We start from the raw sequence: 14330 nt of genomic DNA, 5'->3' as shown, positions 1-14330 counted from the left end.
TCCACTCGTACGAGCTACGACTTTCCGCGCACACCCCGTGCCAGTTCGCCCGCCAGTTCCCGTACGGCCGCGACGGACGCGGCGTCGTCGGGTGCGTCGAGCATCCGCTTGACGAACGCCGAGCCGACGATCACACCGTCGGCGAACGCCGCGACCTCCGCGGCCTGCGCCGGGTTGGAGACCCCGAGACCCACGCACACCGGCAGCGCGGTCGTGGCGCGGGTACGGCGCACCAGGTCCTGTGCCTGCTCGCCGACGGACTCGCGGGTGCCGGTGACGCCCATCAGCGACGCCGCGTAGACGAAACCCGATCCGGCTGCCGTGATCTTCGCGAGACGGGCGTCCTTGCTGCTCGGCGCCACGACGAAGACGGTGGCGAGGCCGTGCTTCTCGGCGTGCTCCCTCCACAGCCCGGCCTCCTCGACCGGCAGGTCGGGCAGGATGCAGCCGGCGCCCCCCGCCTCGGCGAGCTCCGAGGTGAAGCGCTCGACGCCGTAGCGGTCGATCGGGTTCCAGTAGGTCATCACGAGGACCGGCTTGCCGGTGGCGGCGTGGGCCTCACGGACCGTGCGCATCACGTCGGCGATCCTGACGCCGCCGCGCAGGGCGATGTCGTCGGCGGTCTGGATGACCGGGCCGTCGAGGACGGGGTCGCTGTGCGGCAGCCCGACCTCCACCACGTCGGCGCCGCCGTCGAACGCGGCCTTGACCGCCTCGATGCCGACGTCGACGGTCGGGAACCCGGCCGGGAGGTAGGCGATGAGCGCTGCGCGGTCCTCGTTCTTCGCCGCGGCGAGCGTGTCGTTCAGCAGCTGGATGTTCCCGCTCACTTGGCGTCCCCCTGGATCTCTGCGGCGCCGTTGTCGGCCGAGGCGTCGGCCTCGACCTGGGCGTCGGTGTCGTACAGACCGAAGTAACGGGCGGCGGTGTCCATGTCCTTGTCACCACGGCCGGAGAGGTTGACGAGGATCAGCCCGTCCTTGCCGAGCTCGCGCCCGACCTCCAGCGCGCCGGCCAGGGCGTGCGCCGACTCGATGGCCGGGATGATGCCTTCGGTACGGGACAGCAGTCGCAGCGCCTGCATCGCCGCGTCGTCGGTGACCGCGCGGTACTCGCCCCGGCCCGAGTCCTTCAGGTACGAGTGCTCGGGGCCGATGCCCGGGTAGTCCAGGCCGGCCGAGATCGAGTAAGGCTCGGTGATCTGGCCCTCGTCGTCCTGGAGGACGTAGGAACGGGAGCCGTGCAGGATGCCGGGCTCGCCCGCGGTCAGGGTCGCCGCGTGCTCCCCGGTCTCGATGCCGTGGCCGGCGGGCTCGCAGCCGACCAGCCGGACGCCGGCGTCCGGGATGAAGGCGTGGAACAGGCCGATGGCGTTCGACCCGCCGCCGACGCATGCGACGGCGGCGTCGGGGAGGCGCCCTGCCCGCTCCAGGATCTGCCGCCTGGCCTCCACGCCGATGACGCGGTGGAAGTCGCGCACCATGGCGGGGAAGGGGTGCGGGCCGGCGACCGTGCCGAAGAGGTAGTGCGTGCGGTCCACGTTGGCCACCCAGTCGCGGAACGCCTCGTTGATGGCGTCCTTGAGGGTGCGGCTGCCGGACTTCACGGCGACGACCTCGGCGCCGAGCATCCGCATCCGAGCGACGTTCAGCGCCTGGCGCCGGGTGTCGATCTCGCCCATGTAGATGGTGCACTCGAGTCCGAACAGCGCGCAGGCGGTGGCGGTCGCCACGCCGTGCTGACCGGCACCCGTCTCCGCGATGACGCGCGTCTTGCCCATCCGCTTCGTGAGCAGTGCCTGGCCCAGCACGTTGTTGATCTTGTGCGAGCCGGTGTGGTTGAGGTCCTCGCGCTTGAGGAAGACGCGGGCGCCGCCGGCGTGCTCGGCGAACCGGGACACCTCGGTGAGGGCGCTCGGGCGGCCCGTGTAGTCGACCATCAGGCCGTTCAGCTCGGCCGCGAAGGCCGGGTCGGACTTGGCCTTCTCGTACTCGACGGCGACCTCGTCCACGGCGGCGACGAGCGCCTCCGGGATGAACTTGCCGCCGAAGGCACCGAAGTAGCCCTCGGTGTTGGGGACTTGACCCTCCGGGTCAGGGATGAAGTAGTCGCTGGACATGGCGACGCGCTCCTTGTCGTGACGGAAGAAGTGAACGACGCGGGTGGCGCCTGCGGGCTGTTCCCCCTGCCCTCCCCCTACGGCCTGGCCGCCCTGGGGCCCACTTCCCGCAACCGGGCTCGGCCCTGACGCGTACCGCGCTCCGCGCGGTGCTTCGGAGGCTCTGCCTTCGGACTCCCGCGCCTCGATCGCCGGCGAGGCTGATTTCGCGGAGCGAAATCCAGCCCGCTCGGGGGCACCTCCCACGGCCGCCAGGCCATAGGGGGAGCTTGAGGACACCGCGCGGAGCGCGGTGCGGGGTCCGGAGCTTGCCCCGGTTCGGGAAGGGGCGGGGAGGAGAGAAATCCGCCCGAAAGGACGGCCTAGCGGCCGTCCCGCGCCACGGCCCCGCGCCATCGCATTCCGTTGACCTGGCCCGGCTCGTCACCGATCACGTACCGCACCCGCCGCCCGTGCACCCGTCGTGCCGGCGCCCGGCAGCCGCGTGGGCGGCAGCCTCGGGCGAGGCGGGCGTAGGGGTCACGGGGCGCGCCGCCGGCGGCGGCCGCCATCCTGCCGGCGCACGCCGCAGGCACGCCGACGAGCGCGGGGCGGGGCCCCGCGATCCGGCGGGCTCGGGTGCGAGCGACGGCGACGGTCACGGCCGGGTCAGCTCCTGCCGTGCCGCAGCGCGGGGTGCGCGCCCGCGGCCACCAGATCGGCGACCGCGGCCCTCGGGTCACGGCCGGTCACCAGCGACTCGCCGACGAGCACGGCGTCGGCGCCGGCGTTGGCGTAGGCGATCAGGTCGTGCGGACCCCGCACACCCGACTCGGCGATCTTGACGATGTGCGCCGGGATCTCGGGGGCGACCCGCTCGAAGGTGGAGCGGTCGACCTTGAGGGTCTTGAGGTCGCGCGCGTTCACGCCGATGATCTTCGCTCCGGCGTCGACGGCCCGCTCGGCCTCGTCCTCGTCATGGACCTCGACCAGCGGGGTGAGGCCGATCGATTCAGCGCGCTCGATCAGCGAGACCAGGGCCTCCTGGTCCAGCGCGGCGACGATCAGCAGCACGACGTCGGCGCCGTAGGCGCGCGCCTCCCACAGCTGGTACGCGGTGACGATGAAGTCCTTGCGCAGCACCGGGATGTCGACCTTGGCGCGTACGGCCTCGAGGTCGGCGAGCGATCCGCCGAAGCGGCGCTCCTCGGTGAGCACGGAGATGACGGCCGCGCCGCCCGCCTCGTAATCGGCGGCGAGTCCGGCGGGGTCGGCGATCGCGGCGAGCGCGCCCTTGGAGGGGCTGGAGCGCTTGACCTCGCAGATCACCTTGACGCCCTCACCGCGCAGCGCGGCGACGCCGTCCTTGGCCGCAGGAGCCTTGGCGGCGCGCTCCTTGAGCTCGTCGAGGCTGACACGCGCCTGCCGCTCTGCCAGGTCGGCGCGCACACCTTCGATGATCTCGTCGAGCACACTCACGCGAGCGGCCCCCTTCCGGGACGGTGTTGATGGAACAGGATCAGCCATGTCGATGGTATCCGCAGGAGGCCCCTGAGCCCGCATCCGGTCACTGCCTGTCCCACTACCTGGGACTTCATGGAGCCAGTGCCGAGCCGAACGGCAGGTTCCGCACCACGCTGAAGATCACCAGCGCGCCGCCCATGACCCACCACCATCCGGTGGAGAGGCCGATCCTCAGGGGGCGTCCCTGTACGGCGCGAATCAGCCACATCACCCACACGACGGCGAAGACCGCGTAGCCCACCACGGCGACGGCGTTGGCGCCGAGAGCGGCGCCGATGTCGCCGTGGATGAAGGCGTGGGCACTGCGCAGTCCGCCGCAGCCGGGGCAGTAGATGCCGGTGAAGCGCAGCAACGGACACACCGGGTAGTGGCCCGGTTCGTTCGGGTCGACGCTCCCGACGTAGGTGAACGCGGCGGCGACGCCGGCGATGACGACGAGGGGTGCGGCGACGCGCCGCGCGGTCGACGCGGGCGGCCTGCCGGGGACGGCGGGCACGGCGCCGACGGGCCACGTCCGAGGGGCGGGGCCGGCGGCGGGCCGGGGCTCCCCCGGCGCCGTGGAGCCCGTCGTGCCGGGGCCGGCGGCCGGGGCCGTGGCGGGGCGGCCGGGCGCGGGGCCGGCCGGCGGCGGGGCGGGAGCTGGGGTCGGGTCCACGCGGTGATTCTCCCCGTTCGACGGCAGCGGCGCAGCCCGGCCTGGCCGGGCTGCGCCGCTGTGCGACATCTGCGTGCGAGGCCTCAGGCCGTGACGTTCTCCCGCGCCGCAGCGCGCTCACGGGCCGCCACCACGTCATCCGGATCCTTGGGCGTGCCGAGGCCGGCCATCTTCATCGCGCCGCCGACGACCGCGCCGAGCAGGATGAGAGCAGAACCGGCCCAGAAGCCGACCGGGCTGTTCGCCACCATGAAGACGCCTGCGACACAGAAGCCGATGAAGGCGATGATGACGCCGGTCCAGGCGGCCGGGGTGTGTCCGTGTCCGTGGCTGCTGCCCGCCATGTGTTGCTCCTCGTTTCCGATGCGATTCGTGCGCCGGTGCTCGTCTGAGCCGGACGCTCGTCCTTCATTGTCCCGTACGCCGGGGCGGGCGCGGCGCGGGGGTCACCCTTCGCGCGTCGGATCCTCGCCCCGGTCCAGGGCCTTCCAGAGGTCCTCGGGACGGTCGGGGTCGGCCGGGCGTTCCTTGCGGGCGCGGGGGCTGCCGTCGCGCTCGTAGCGGCCGGACATGGACGGCCACCGACGGCCGTGGCGGAGGGCGAGCAGTCCCGCGAGCAGGATCAGCGCGCCGCCCGCCGCGGTGACGTAGGGCCAGACCGTGTGGGAGAGGGCTTCGACGGTGGAGGCGGCGTCGCCGGTGGTGCGGGCGGCCTTCTCGTCGAGCGCTCCGGTGTCGGACGCGCCGAGGAGTGCGGCCGTCGCGGCGCCGGCGCCGCTCAGGGCGAGCAGTGCGGCGACGAGCAGCCGGCCGGCACGGCGCACGGCGAAGACCGCGACCAGTGCGGCCAGTCCGACGATCGCGAGTGCCGTGGGGACGCCGGTGACGTCGGAGCCCTTGACGTCGAGGGAGACGGTTCCGCCGCCGACGGACGCGCTGCCCTCGGCCCAGATCCGGCCGGCGGCGAGCAGGACGACGGTCGCGCCGACGGCGCCGAGGAACAGGGCGGCGGCCAGGCTGCGACGGCTGCTTGTGGCGGGCGTCGCGGCCGCGGCTCGGGGCTGGGGTACGGGTACAGCACTCACGTACCCCACTATCCCTTACCGCTCGCCGCGTCGTTCAGGCGGTTGGCCGTGTGCACGGCCCGCAGCACCGCGGCCGCCTTGTTGCGGCACTCCGTGTCCTCGGCGACCGGGTCGGAGTCCGCCACCACACCCGCGCCGGCCTGCACGTACGCCGTGCCGTCGCGCAGCAGGGCGGTACGGATGGCGATGGCGGTGTCGGAGTCGCCGGCGAAGTCCAGGTAGCCGACGCAGCCGCCGTACAGGCCGCGGCGCGACGGCTCGAGCTCGTCGATGATCTGCATGGCCCGGGGCTTGGGCGCCCCGGAGAGGGTGCCGGCCGGGAAACAGGCGGTGAGCACGTCGAAGGCGGTGCGGCCCTCGGCCACCTTGCCCGTGACGGTGGAGACGATGTGCATGACGTGGGAGTACCGCTCGATCGACATGAAGTCGACGACCTCGACGCTGCCCGGTTCGCAGACACGGCCCAGGTCGTTGCGGCCGAGGTCGACGAGCATCAGGTGCTCGGCGCGCTCCTTGGGGTCGGCCAGCAGTTCGTCCGCCAGGTCGTTGTCTTCCTGGGGCGTGGCGCCGCGGGGCCGGGTGCCGGCGATCGGGTGGACCATGGCGTGCCCGTCCTCGACCTTGACGAGGGCTTCGGGGCTGGAGCCGACGACGTCGAAGCCCTCGAAGCGGAAGAGGTACATGTACGGCGAGGGGTTGGTGGCCCGCAGGACGCGGTACACGTCGAGCGCGCTCGCCGCGCACGGGGTCTCGAACCGCTGCGAGGGCACCACCTGGAAGGCCTCGCCGGCCCGGATGCGCTCTTTGACGTCCTCGACGGCGGCCTGGTAGTCGGGGCCGCCCCAGAGCGCGGAGAACTCGGGCAGCTCGGAGGCGGGCAGCGCGGTGGGCGGGGAGGCCAGCGGCCGGGCGAGGTCGGCCTGCATGGCGTCGAGGCGGGCGACCGCGTCGGCGTGGGCCTCGTCGACGCCGGTGTCGAGGTCGTTGTGGTTGATCGCGTTGGCGATCAGCAGGACCGTGCCGTCCCAGTGGTCGAGGACCGCGAGGTCGGACGTGAGCAGCATGGTCAGCTCGGGCAGCTTCAGGTCGTCGCGCTCGCCGGGGCCGATCTTCTCCAGCCGGCGCACGATGTCGTACCCGAGGTAGCCGACCATGCCGCCGGTGAAGGGCGGCATGCCGGACGCGAGATCGCGCGGGGTGTGCAGGGTCTCCACGGTCTCGCGCAGCGCGTGCAGCGGGTCCCCGTCCGTGGGGACGCCGACCGGCGCGTTGCCCAGCCAGTGCGCCTGGTCGTCGCGGACTGTCAGAGTGGCGTCGGAGCGCACCCCGATGAAGGAGTAGCGGGACCACGAGCGTCCGTTCTCCGCGGACTCCAGCAGAAAGGTGCCGGGGCGCTCCGCGGCGAGCTTGCGGTAGAGCCCGACGGGCGTGTCGCCGTCCGCGAGCAGCCGGCGGCTCACCGGGATGACGCGGCGGTCGGCGGCGAGCTTGCGGAAGGTCTCGAGATCCATGGCGCCAGACCCTACTTGTCCAGGAGTACGTCGGCGTCGAAACAGGTGCGGGCCCCGGTGTGGCAGGCGGCGCCGACCTGGTCGACCTTGACGAGGACGGTGTCGGCGTCGCAGTCGAGGGCCACCGACCTGACGTGCTGGAAGTGCCCGGAGGTGTCGCCCTTGACCCAGTACTCCTGGCGGCTGCGGGACCAGTAGGTGCAGCGGCCGGTGGTCAGGGTGCGGTGCAGGGCCTCGTCGTCCATCCACCCGAGCATCAGCACCTCTCCGGTGTCGTACTGCTGGGCGATGGCAGGAATCAGGCCGTCCGGGCTCCGCTTGAGGCGGGCGGCGATGGCCGGGGCGAGGCTGCTTTCGGGGACACTGCTGGTCATACGGGCCATTGTGCCGTGTCGAACACGGTCCCCGGCGGTGAGTCCACTGGGCGGACCCGGTACCCCCGCCGTACGCTGGCGGGCATGTCGACCCATGCCAAGCGTGAACGACTCCTGTTCGCAGACCTGTTGGAGGCGTCCGGCCCGGACGCGCCGACCCTGTGCGACGGCTGGCGCACCCGGGACCTCGCGGCCCATGTGGTGATGCGGGAGCGGAGGCCCGACGCGGCGGGCGGGATACTGCTCAGCGCCCTCAAGGAGCGGGCGGACCGGATCCAGGCCGAGTTCGCCGCCAAGCCGTACGAGGAGCTGGTGCACCTGATCCGTACGGGGCCGCCGCGGCTGTCCCTTTACGGGATCAAGCAGATCGACGAGGCCGCTAACACGGTGGAGTTCTTCGTGCACGCGGAGGACGTGCGCCGGGCGCAGCCGGAGTGGACCCCGCGCGAGCTGGACCGCGTCTTCGAGAACGCCCTGTGGGCGCGGCTCGAGAAGGGCGCCCGGCTGCTGGGCCGGAAGTCGCCGGTCGGTCTGGTGCTGCGCAGGACGAACGGCCAGACGGCGGTGGCGCACAAGGGCACGCCCGTGGTGACGGTGACCGGCGAGGCGAGCGAGTTGACGCTGTTCGCGTTCGGGCGGCAGGACGCGGCGCGGGTGGAACTGGACGGGGACAAGGACGCGATCACCCGGCTGGGCGGGGCCGCACTCGGGTTCTAGTGCGGCCCGCTCCCGTGCCGTCAGCGGCCCCGGGCCCACTCGGCGTACGCGTCCTGCGGTTCAGGGGCCACGGCCGGGGGCATGGCCGGGGCCGCGGGGCGGCGCCGGAGGAGTCCCGAGCCGGCCAGTGCCAGCAGGAAGCCGGCCGGGATGGTGACCAGCCCCGGTGTGTGGAGCGGGAACCAGTGGAAGTCCCGGTCGGGGAAGAGTGAGATCGGTGTGCCCGACGCTGCCGGTGACCAGGCCATCAGCAAGGCGACCAGCGGCAGCGTCCCGTACACCGCCCAGCGCACGCCGCCCGCCGTGAAGTGGCGGCGGAAGATCGCGAACAGCAGCACGGGCGGCAGTACGGACGCGGCCCCGGCGAACGCGAACGAGAGCAGCACTTGCGGATTCCGTCCGATCGTCTGCGTCGCGACGATCACGGCGAGAGCTCCGACGACGGCGACCGCCCAGCGCGCCAGGCGCACCTCTCCGGCCATCGAGCGGCGCCCGCGGCCGCCCACGCCCGTCGGCCCGGCGAGGTCACGTGTGAAGGCCGACGCGGCGGCGAGGGTGATCCCGGCGACCGTGGACAGGGTGGTGACGAACACGGCGCAGGCGACCACGGCGAACAGCAGGCTGTGCCGGGGACCGCCGGACTCGGGGTCGAGTGCGGTGGTGACCATGAGCAGTGCCGAGTTGCCTCCCGGGTCGGCGGCGACGATGTTCTTGTGGCCGACGAGAGCGGCAGCGCCGAGGCCGACGACGACGACGCCGGTGCACAGCACGGCGACCGGCCCGACGGCCCAGGCGGCGGCGCGGCGGGCGCTGCGCGTGCCGCGCAGGGGGTGCAGGCGCATCGTGATGTGGGGCATGCAGGCGGCGCCGAGGACGAGCGTGAGCAGGAAGCCGGTGAGATCGAGCCAGCCGGCGAAGCCGCGCCCGAACTGCAGCCCCGGCAGGGCGTACGAGCCGCCCCGGCTGCCCTGCCGGGCGGCGTCGAAGAGCGAAAAGGGCGACCAGTCGAAGCGGTTGAGGACGATGCCGGCGAGCAGCACGACCACGGCGACGACGACGACCGTCTTGAGGATCTGGATGTAGCCGGTCCCGCGCATCCCGCCGAAGGCCGAGTAACAGATCATCAGGACGCCGCTGGCGACGGTGCATCCGGTGAGGGCACCGGACGGGAGACCGAACATGGACGTCATGATCTTGCCCGCGACGGCGAGCTGGACCACGAGCAGCGGGAACAGGACGACGATCGCCGCGATCCCGAGGGGCACGCGAACGGAGCGGTCGGCGAGCCGCTCGGTGAGGAAGTCGCCGAGCGTGTAGATCCCGCCGCCGCGCAGCGGCTTCGCCAGCACCAGCATCACCAGGACCAGCGAGGCGACGGTCGCCATGGCGAAGAGGATGCCGTCCGCCCCGACGAGGGCGACGGAGCCGGTGGTACTGAGCAGGGTCGCGGCGGAGACGTAGTCCCCGGCGACGGCGAGCCCTCCGCCGACCGGGCCGAGCGTGGCGCCGCCGGCGTAGAAGTGCTCCGGGTCGTCCTGGTCGGCGGCGGCCAGGCCGCACAGCAGAAGCGAGACCGTGACGAACGCGAGGAAGACGACGAGGGCGAGAGAACGGCCCTCGAACCCGGCACCCGACGCGACGGGCCCGACCAGGTGGATATCAGATGACATACCGGATAGATCAACAGGCATCCGTTACCGCGTACAGCGGCCGGTCCGGCATCGGTGCCCGCGCACAGGCACGGGCACCTCGGGGTGTGCCGCGTCACACCCCGGCTACCCCTGGCTCCCCAGCAGCCGGCGGGCGGTGAGGGCGAGGGAGACCTCGACGACGTCGGACGGCCGGGACAGCGAGCGGCCGGTGAGCTGTTCGAAGCGGCGGAGCCGGTTGAGGACGGTGTTGCGGTGGCAGTACAGCCGTGTCGCCGCGCGCTGGGCGGAGCCCTCGGCGTCGAGCCAGGCGGTGAGCGTGTCGACGAGCAGGTCGCGGTCGGCCGGCTCGATCGCGTACAGCGGCCCCAGTACGCGCTCCGCGAGCGCCCTGCCGAGGTCCGGGGAGGAGACGACGACCGCGGCCGGCAGGTGGTCGTCGAGGAGGACGACACCGCCGGTGCGGGGGCAGGCCCGCAGTGCGGTTCCGGCGAGTCTTCGCCCCTTGCCGATGGCGGCGAGACCGGTGACGGCGGAACCGATCCCCACGCGGACTCCGGGGGCGGCGCTCAGCCCTGCGGCGAGGGCGGCCGGGTCGGCCGGCCCATGGTGGGCGGTGCCGTCGCCGGGGCCGTCTTCGTCGCCGCCGTCCTCGTCGCAGCGGCGGGGACCTGGAGCGGGGCCGTCCACCAGGTGCACGATCCCCAGTTCGGCCTCCGGGGTGGAATGCCACACCACGGGAGTGCCGGACGGCAGGGTGACCAGCGGGCCGGGCGCGTGCGGATGGGCGGAGGCGGCCGCGATCACGACGAAGCGGCCGTCCTCCGGCAGTTCGAGCATCGCCGACGCGTCGGGCAGGTCGGTGATCCGGGCCGTGCCGTCGAGCAGCGCCGCCGTCATCAGCCGCAGACGGTTCTCGCGCCGCCATGCCATCCGGCGTTCGGCCTGGCGGTAGGCCTCCGTGACGAGGGCGCAGTGCTCGTCGACGAAGTTCCAGACGTCCGCGGCGACATGGACGAGCAGCCGGATGTCCTCCGGGTGGCGGCGCGCGGTCTCGTCCACCAGTCCCTGCCACACCATCGCCCCGCCGAGCCGGAACGCGTGCAGCACGGCGTCGAGCGGCACGTTCTGTTCGGCGCGTGCGGCGCCGATGGAGCGCGAGGTGCGCCGGGCGATGTCGCGGCTCTCGCGGGGGCGGATCAGGGAGGCGATGTTGTGGCGCAGTGACTGGTACACCTCCTGCCACACCTCTGTCGTGTCGGCTTCGATCGCCGCCCGGTAGGCGGGTTCCTGCTCGCGCAGCTCGCTGACGAGGGTGGTGGTCAGGCCGGCCACGTCGTCCAGCAGTACCTGGGCGGCACGGTGCAGTACGGCGATCGCCTCGGCGTCCAGCAGGGAGCGGGAGCGGGGCAGAACCGCGTGGGGCGTGGGAACCGCCCTGACGCGCGAACGTACGAGATTCGACATGGGCGGCCTCCACCAGGAGTCGGCTCGCTCCGGCGCGCGGCGTGGGACACGACCGCACCGGATCTACCTGACGCTCGCAGAATGGCATACCGCCCAGTCGGTACCCAGGGGTTTGCGGCATAGTTCTCATCACGGTCCAGCAACGCGGGCGGCCGGCCTCAGGCGCCGGAGCGCTCCAGCAGACGTGCCAGTTCGGTCCTCGAACGCACTCCGAGCAGCGCGAACACGTTCCGCAGATGGTGATCGACGGTCCTGGTGCTGACCGACAGCCGCAGGGCCACCTCCCGGTTCGTCGCACCTTCCGCGACATGGTGGGCGATGCGCCGCTGCTGCGGCGTGAGCCGGTCCAGCGGGCCGCTCCCGGAGTCACCGGCCACCGCCTCACCGGCCGCCCGCAGCTCACCGCCGGCGCGTTCGGCCCAGCTCCGCGCCCCGCAGCGCTCGAACGCGACGAGGGCGTCCCGCAGCGGGCCGCGTGCCTCCCGTGTCCTGCGCCGGCGGCGCAGCCACTGCCCGTACAGCAGCAGGGTGCGGGCCCGCTCGAAGTCTCCGCCGGCCCGCTCGTGGTGGGCGAGCGCCTCCTCGTAGCGGGCGGCGGCCTCCTCCGGCGGGGCGACGAGGGCCCGGCAGCGGGCGAGCTGTGCGGGTGCGAGCGGGTCGGCGGTGCTCGCCGCCCACGCCCCGAACTCCTCCACGGCGACGGCCGTCCCGTCCGTGCGGCCCGCGAGGACGGCCGCCTCCACGAAGCACGGCACGGCGAGCATCATGACCGCGAAGTGGCCGCGTCGCGGACCGGGTACGACGAGGGGACGCAGCCGAGCGGCGGCCTCCGCGCACCGGCCCGCCGCGAGGTCCGTCCGGGCCACCGCCCACACCGCGAGGCTCGCGGCCTGGGCCAGCCCGTGCGCGGCGGCGGTGGAACCGGCGGCCGCGGCGTGCTCGGCGCAGGCCTCTGCGTCGCCCTCCAGGGACGCGGTCAGGGCGAGGACGGCGTGCAGATGGGCGGCGCTGTTGCGGCCCTCGAGGGCGTGAACCCTGGCCCGCGCGTGCCGGCCGGCACGCAGTTCGCCGTAGGCGAGGTGCTCCAGTGCCGGGGGCAGCAGCACCCGGGGCCCGTGGACCCGTACGGCGGCCAGCGCCCTGGCGCCCGCCCGGCAGGCGGCGTCCACGTCCCCGACGACGAGCGCGGCGGCGGCCGACCTCAGCAGTACGGCCGGATCCTCGGCGCGCACTGACGCCTCGACGCATTCCCGCAGCAGCGTGTGGCCGGCACCGGTCCGCCCCGCGAACACGGCCAGCATGCCCGCGACATACCTGCCGAGCGACTCCGTGCCGTCCGGGCCGCCTCGCCCGGCGCACGGGGAACCGGCCACGTCCGGCGCGTGCACCGCAGCCGCCCGGAACCGGGCAAACGCGTCCGCGTAGCCTTGCGGGCCGCCCCGCTCGACACGCGGGGAACCGGCCGCGTCCGGCGCTTCCGCGGAGCCCGGCGGACCGCCCCCTTCGGCGCCCGGTGCCGCGGCGGAACCCGGGGAACCGACCGGGTCGGGCGCTTCCACCCCCACCGCCCGGACCCGGGCAAGTGCGTCCGCACAGCTCTGCGGACCGCCCCGCTCGACACGCGGGGAACCGACCGGGTCGGGCGCTTCCGCCCCCGCCGCCCGGACCCGGGCAAGTGCGTCCGCGTAGCCGTGGGGGTCGCCCATGGCCCACGCGGCGTCCGCGGCGGCGAGCAGGGCGGCGGTCGAGCGGTCGGCGTCGTCGGCTGCGAGGAGCGCGGCAGCGGCGAGCAGGGACTCGCGGGCGTCGGCCACCGGGCCGTCGCACAGGGTGATCAGCCCGCGTACATGGTGGGCCCGGCCCGAAGGGGGTACGGCACGGACCCGGGCCAGCAGCGCGCGGGCGCGGCCGGGCTCGCCGTCCAGCCAGGCGTGCTCGGCCGCGGCCGAGAACCGTGTGCCCCGCAGGGTCTCGTCGGCGGTGAGTTCCGCGGCCCGCGCGAGGGCCGTGGCGCGGTCGGTGTGCGGCCGGGGGGCGGTGGCCGCTCCTGCCAGCGCGTCGGCGAGGAACGGGTCGTATCCGCCTGCCGCGCAGGCCCGTTGGACCAGTCGCGGCAGGGTGAGGTGCGGCCCGTCGAGGGCTGCGGCCAGCAGCCGGTGCGCGGCCCTCCGGCGCGGCAGCGGCGCACGGCGCAGTACGGCGGTGCGCAACAGCGGATGCGTGAAGCGGACCCGTGTGCCGTCGCTGTGGAGTGCGCCCGCGCGCTCCGCGGGCAGCAGGCGGTCGGGGTCGACTCCCGCCAGCCGGGCCGCCCGCAGCAGCAGGGCGGCGTCGGCGCCGGCGCCTTCCGGTTCGTGTTCCTCCGCCGCCGCGGCGAGGAGCAGCAGGAGCCGGGTGTCCGCGGGCAGTGCCTCGGCGCGGGCGGCGTACGCGTCCAGGACGCGCTCCGCGCCGGGGAGGGGGTGAGGCAGCGGCGCGTGGCCGGCGAGCTGGTCGGGCGTGAGCCGCGCGGTGAGCGCGGTCAGCAGCCCCGGGTTGCCCGCTGCCTCCCGGCGCAGCTCGTCCCGTACGAGCGGGTCGGCCCGGCCTTCCGTCAGGCGGTCGATCAGCGCGCCGGCGGCCGTGTCGTCGAGCGGTCCGAGCCGCAGCCGCGGCAGTCCGGTGAAGGCGTCCCCGCCGCCCGGATCGTCGGTCGCGGTGAGCAGGACGGCGGCGCGGTCGCGCGGGGCGAGGCGGCGGGCGGCGAAGCCGAGCGCGATGCGCGAGTCACGGTCCCAGGCGTGGGCGTCGTCGACGCAGAGCAGCAGCGGGCCGTGGGAGCCGAGGGTCCTGAGCAGCTCCAGCAGCGCGGTGGGCGCTGTGCCGGCGCGGGTCACGTCCTCGACCGGTCCGGGCAGGGGTCCGGGCGCCGAGCAGAGCAGGGCGTGGAGTCCGCTGTACGGGAGCAGGGCTTCGGCGGGGGCGGCCCGCGTGTGGAGCACCGTCCCCTCGTGCCGGGTGTCGACGGCGTGCCGCGCGAGGGCGCTGCGGCCGAGGCCGGGCGGCCCGGTGATCACGAGGGTGCTGCCGCGGCCGTCGCGCAGGCGGGCCGACTGTTCGTCGAGAAGGGCGAGTTCACCGCTTCGGCCGTACAGCCGAAGGGGACTGTGCACGGTCGTCGATGGATTCACGCCCGGCAACTTACTCCCGCGTAACTACCCGCCGGAAGGGTCCGGTCCGCGCTTCGCCGGCGTGGCCCGCCACGCTGGGC

General features: G+C 74.0%; 13 protein-coding genes. 1 reads left to right on the top strand and 12 read right to left on the bottom strand.

The window, feature by feature from the left end; translation table 11 throughout:
• Positions 1–14: 14 nt before the first annotated feature.
• The 9 genes from trpA to hisI all read right to left on the bottom strand — a co-directional run bounded on the left by trpA (position 15) and on the right by hisI (position 7256).
• Positions 15–830, bottom strand: coding sequence for a tryptophan synthase subunit alpha (gene trpA / locus ACTMTU_RS17190; protein ID WP_441264342.1), 816 nt, complete (start codon positions 828–830; stop codon positions 15–17).
• Complete coding sequence (trpB, locus tag ACTMTU_RS17185; RefSeq protein WP_441264341.1) at positions 827–2119, bottom strand: tryptophan synthase subunit beta; 1293 nt, start codon at positions 2117–2119, stop codon at positions 827–829. Before trpB ends, trpA begins: the two co-directional genes overlap by 4 nt.
• A 362-nt stretch (positions 2120–2481) precedes the next feature.
• A complete protein-coding gene (gene trpM / locus ACTMTU_RS17180; RefSeq protein ID WP_441264466.1) occupies positions 2482–2670 on the bottom strand; it encodes a tryptophan biosynthesis modulator TrpM in 189 nt (62 codons plus the stop codon).
• A gap of 97 nt (positions 2671–2767) precedes the next feature.
• Positions 2768–3577, bottom strand: coding sequence for an indole-3-glycerol phosphate synthase TrpC (gene trpC / locus ACTMTU_RS17175; protein WP_189472629.1), 810 nt, complete (start codon positions 3575–3577; stop codon positions 2768–2770).
• A 115-nt stretch (positions 3578–3692) separates the two neighbouring features.
• Complete coding sequence (locus ACTMTU_RS17170) at positions 3693–4277, bottom strand: DUF2752 domain-containing protein (protein ID WP_441264340.1); 585 nt, start codon at positions 4275–4277, stop codon at positions 3693–3695.
• Positions 4278–4360: 83 nt separating this feature from the next.
• Complete coding sequence (locus tag ACTMTU_RS17165) at positions 4361–4621, bottom strand: HGxxPAAW family protein (RefSeq protein WP_441264339.1); 261 nt, start codon at positions 4619–4621, stop codon at positions 4361–4363.
• 102 nt (positions 4622–4723) lie between these two features.
• A complete protein-coding gene (locus tag ACTMTU_RS17160) occupies positions 4724–5371 on the bottom strand; it encodes a TIGR02234 family membrane protein (protein ID WP_441264338.1) in 648 nt (215 codons plus the stop codon).
• The gene (locus ACTMTU_RS17155; RefSeq protein ID WP_441264337.1) at positions 5371–6873 is read right to left on the bottom strand and encodes an anthranilate synthase component I; all 1503 of its coding nucleotides are present in this window, start codon (positions 6871–6873) and stop codon (positions 5371–5373) included. The genes ACTMTU_RS17160 and ACTMTU_RS17155 overlap by 1 nt, the downstream gene beginning before the upstream one ends.
• Before the next feature lie 11 nt (positions 6874–6884).
• The gene (gene hisI, locus ACTMTU_RS17150; protein ID WP_441264336.1) at positions 6885–7256 is read right to left on the bottom strand and encodes a phosphoribosyl-AMP cyclohydrolase; all 372 of its coding nucleotides are present in this window, start codon (positions 7254–7256) and stop codon (positions 6885–6887) included.
• 75 nt (positions 7257–7331) lie between these two features.
• Here hisI and ACTMTU_RS17145 point away from each other — a divergent pair, with 75 nt between their 5' ends.
• Positions 7332–7964 (top strand): TIGR03085 family metal-binding protein, encoded by a 633-nt coding sequence (locus ACTMTU_RS17145; RefSeq protein WP_441264335.1) that lies wholly within the window; start codon positions 7332–7334, stop codon positions 7962–7964.
• A gap of 20 nt (positions 7965–7984) precedes the next feature.
• On the opposite strand, the gene ACTMTU_RS17140 is transcribed toward ACTMTU_RS17145, so the two are convergent.
• The 3 genes from ACTMTU_RS17140 to ACTMTU_RS17130 form a co-directional block, all read right to left on the bottom strand.
• Positions 7985–9634, bottom strand: a complete 1650-nt coding sequence (locus tag ACTMTU_RS17140; RefSeq protein ID WP_441264334.1) for a sodium/solute symporter — start codon at positions 9632–9634, stop codon at positions 7985–7987.
• 105 nt (positions 9635–9739) lie between these two features.
• On the bottom strand, positions 9740–11080 hold the full coding sequence (locus ACTMTU_RS17135) for a PucR family transcriptional regulator (RefSeq protein WP_441264333.1): 1341 nt from the start codon (positions 11078–11080) through the stop codon (positions 9740–9742).
• Positions 11081–11238: 158 nt separating this feature from the next.
• Positions 11239–14250, bottom strand: a complete 3012-nt coding sequence (locus ACTMTU_RS17130; RefSeq protein ID WP_441264332.1) for a LuxR C-terminal-related transcriptional regulator — start codon at positions 14248–14250, stop codon at positions 11239–11241.
• Positions 14251–14330: the final 80 nt, after the last annotated feature.

Source organism: Streptomyces sp. OZ13 (genome assembly GCF_052068155.1).
Classification (GTDB): domain Bacteria; phylum Actinomycetota; class Actinomycetes; order Streptomycetales; family Streptomycetaceae; genus Streptomyces.
The sequence above is the reverse complement of the archived record's forward strand: the minus strand, read 5'-3'. Positions and strand labels throughout refer to the sequence as shown.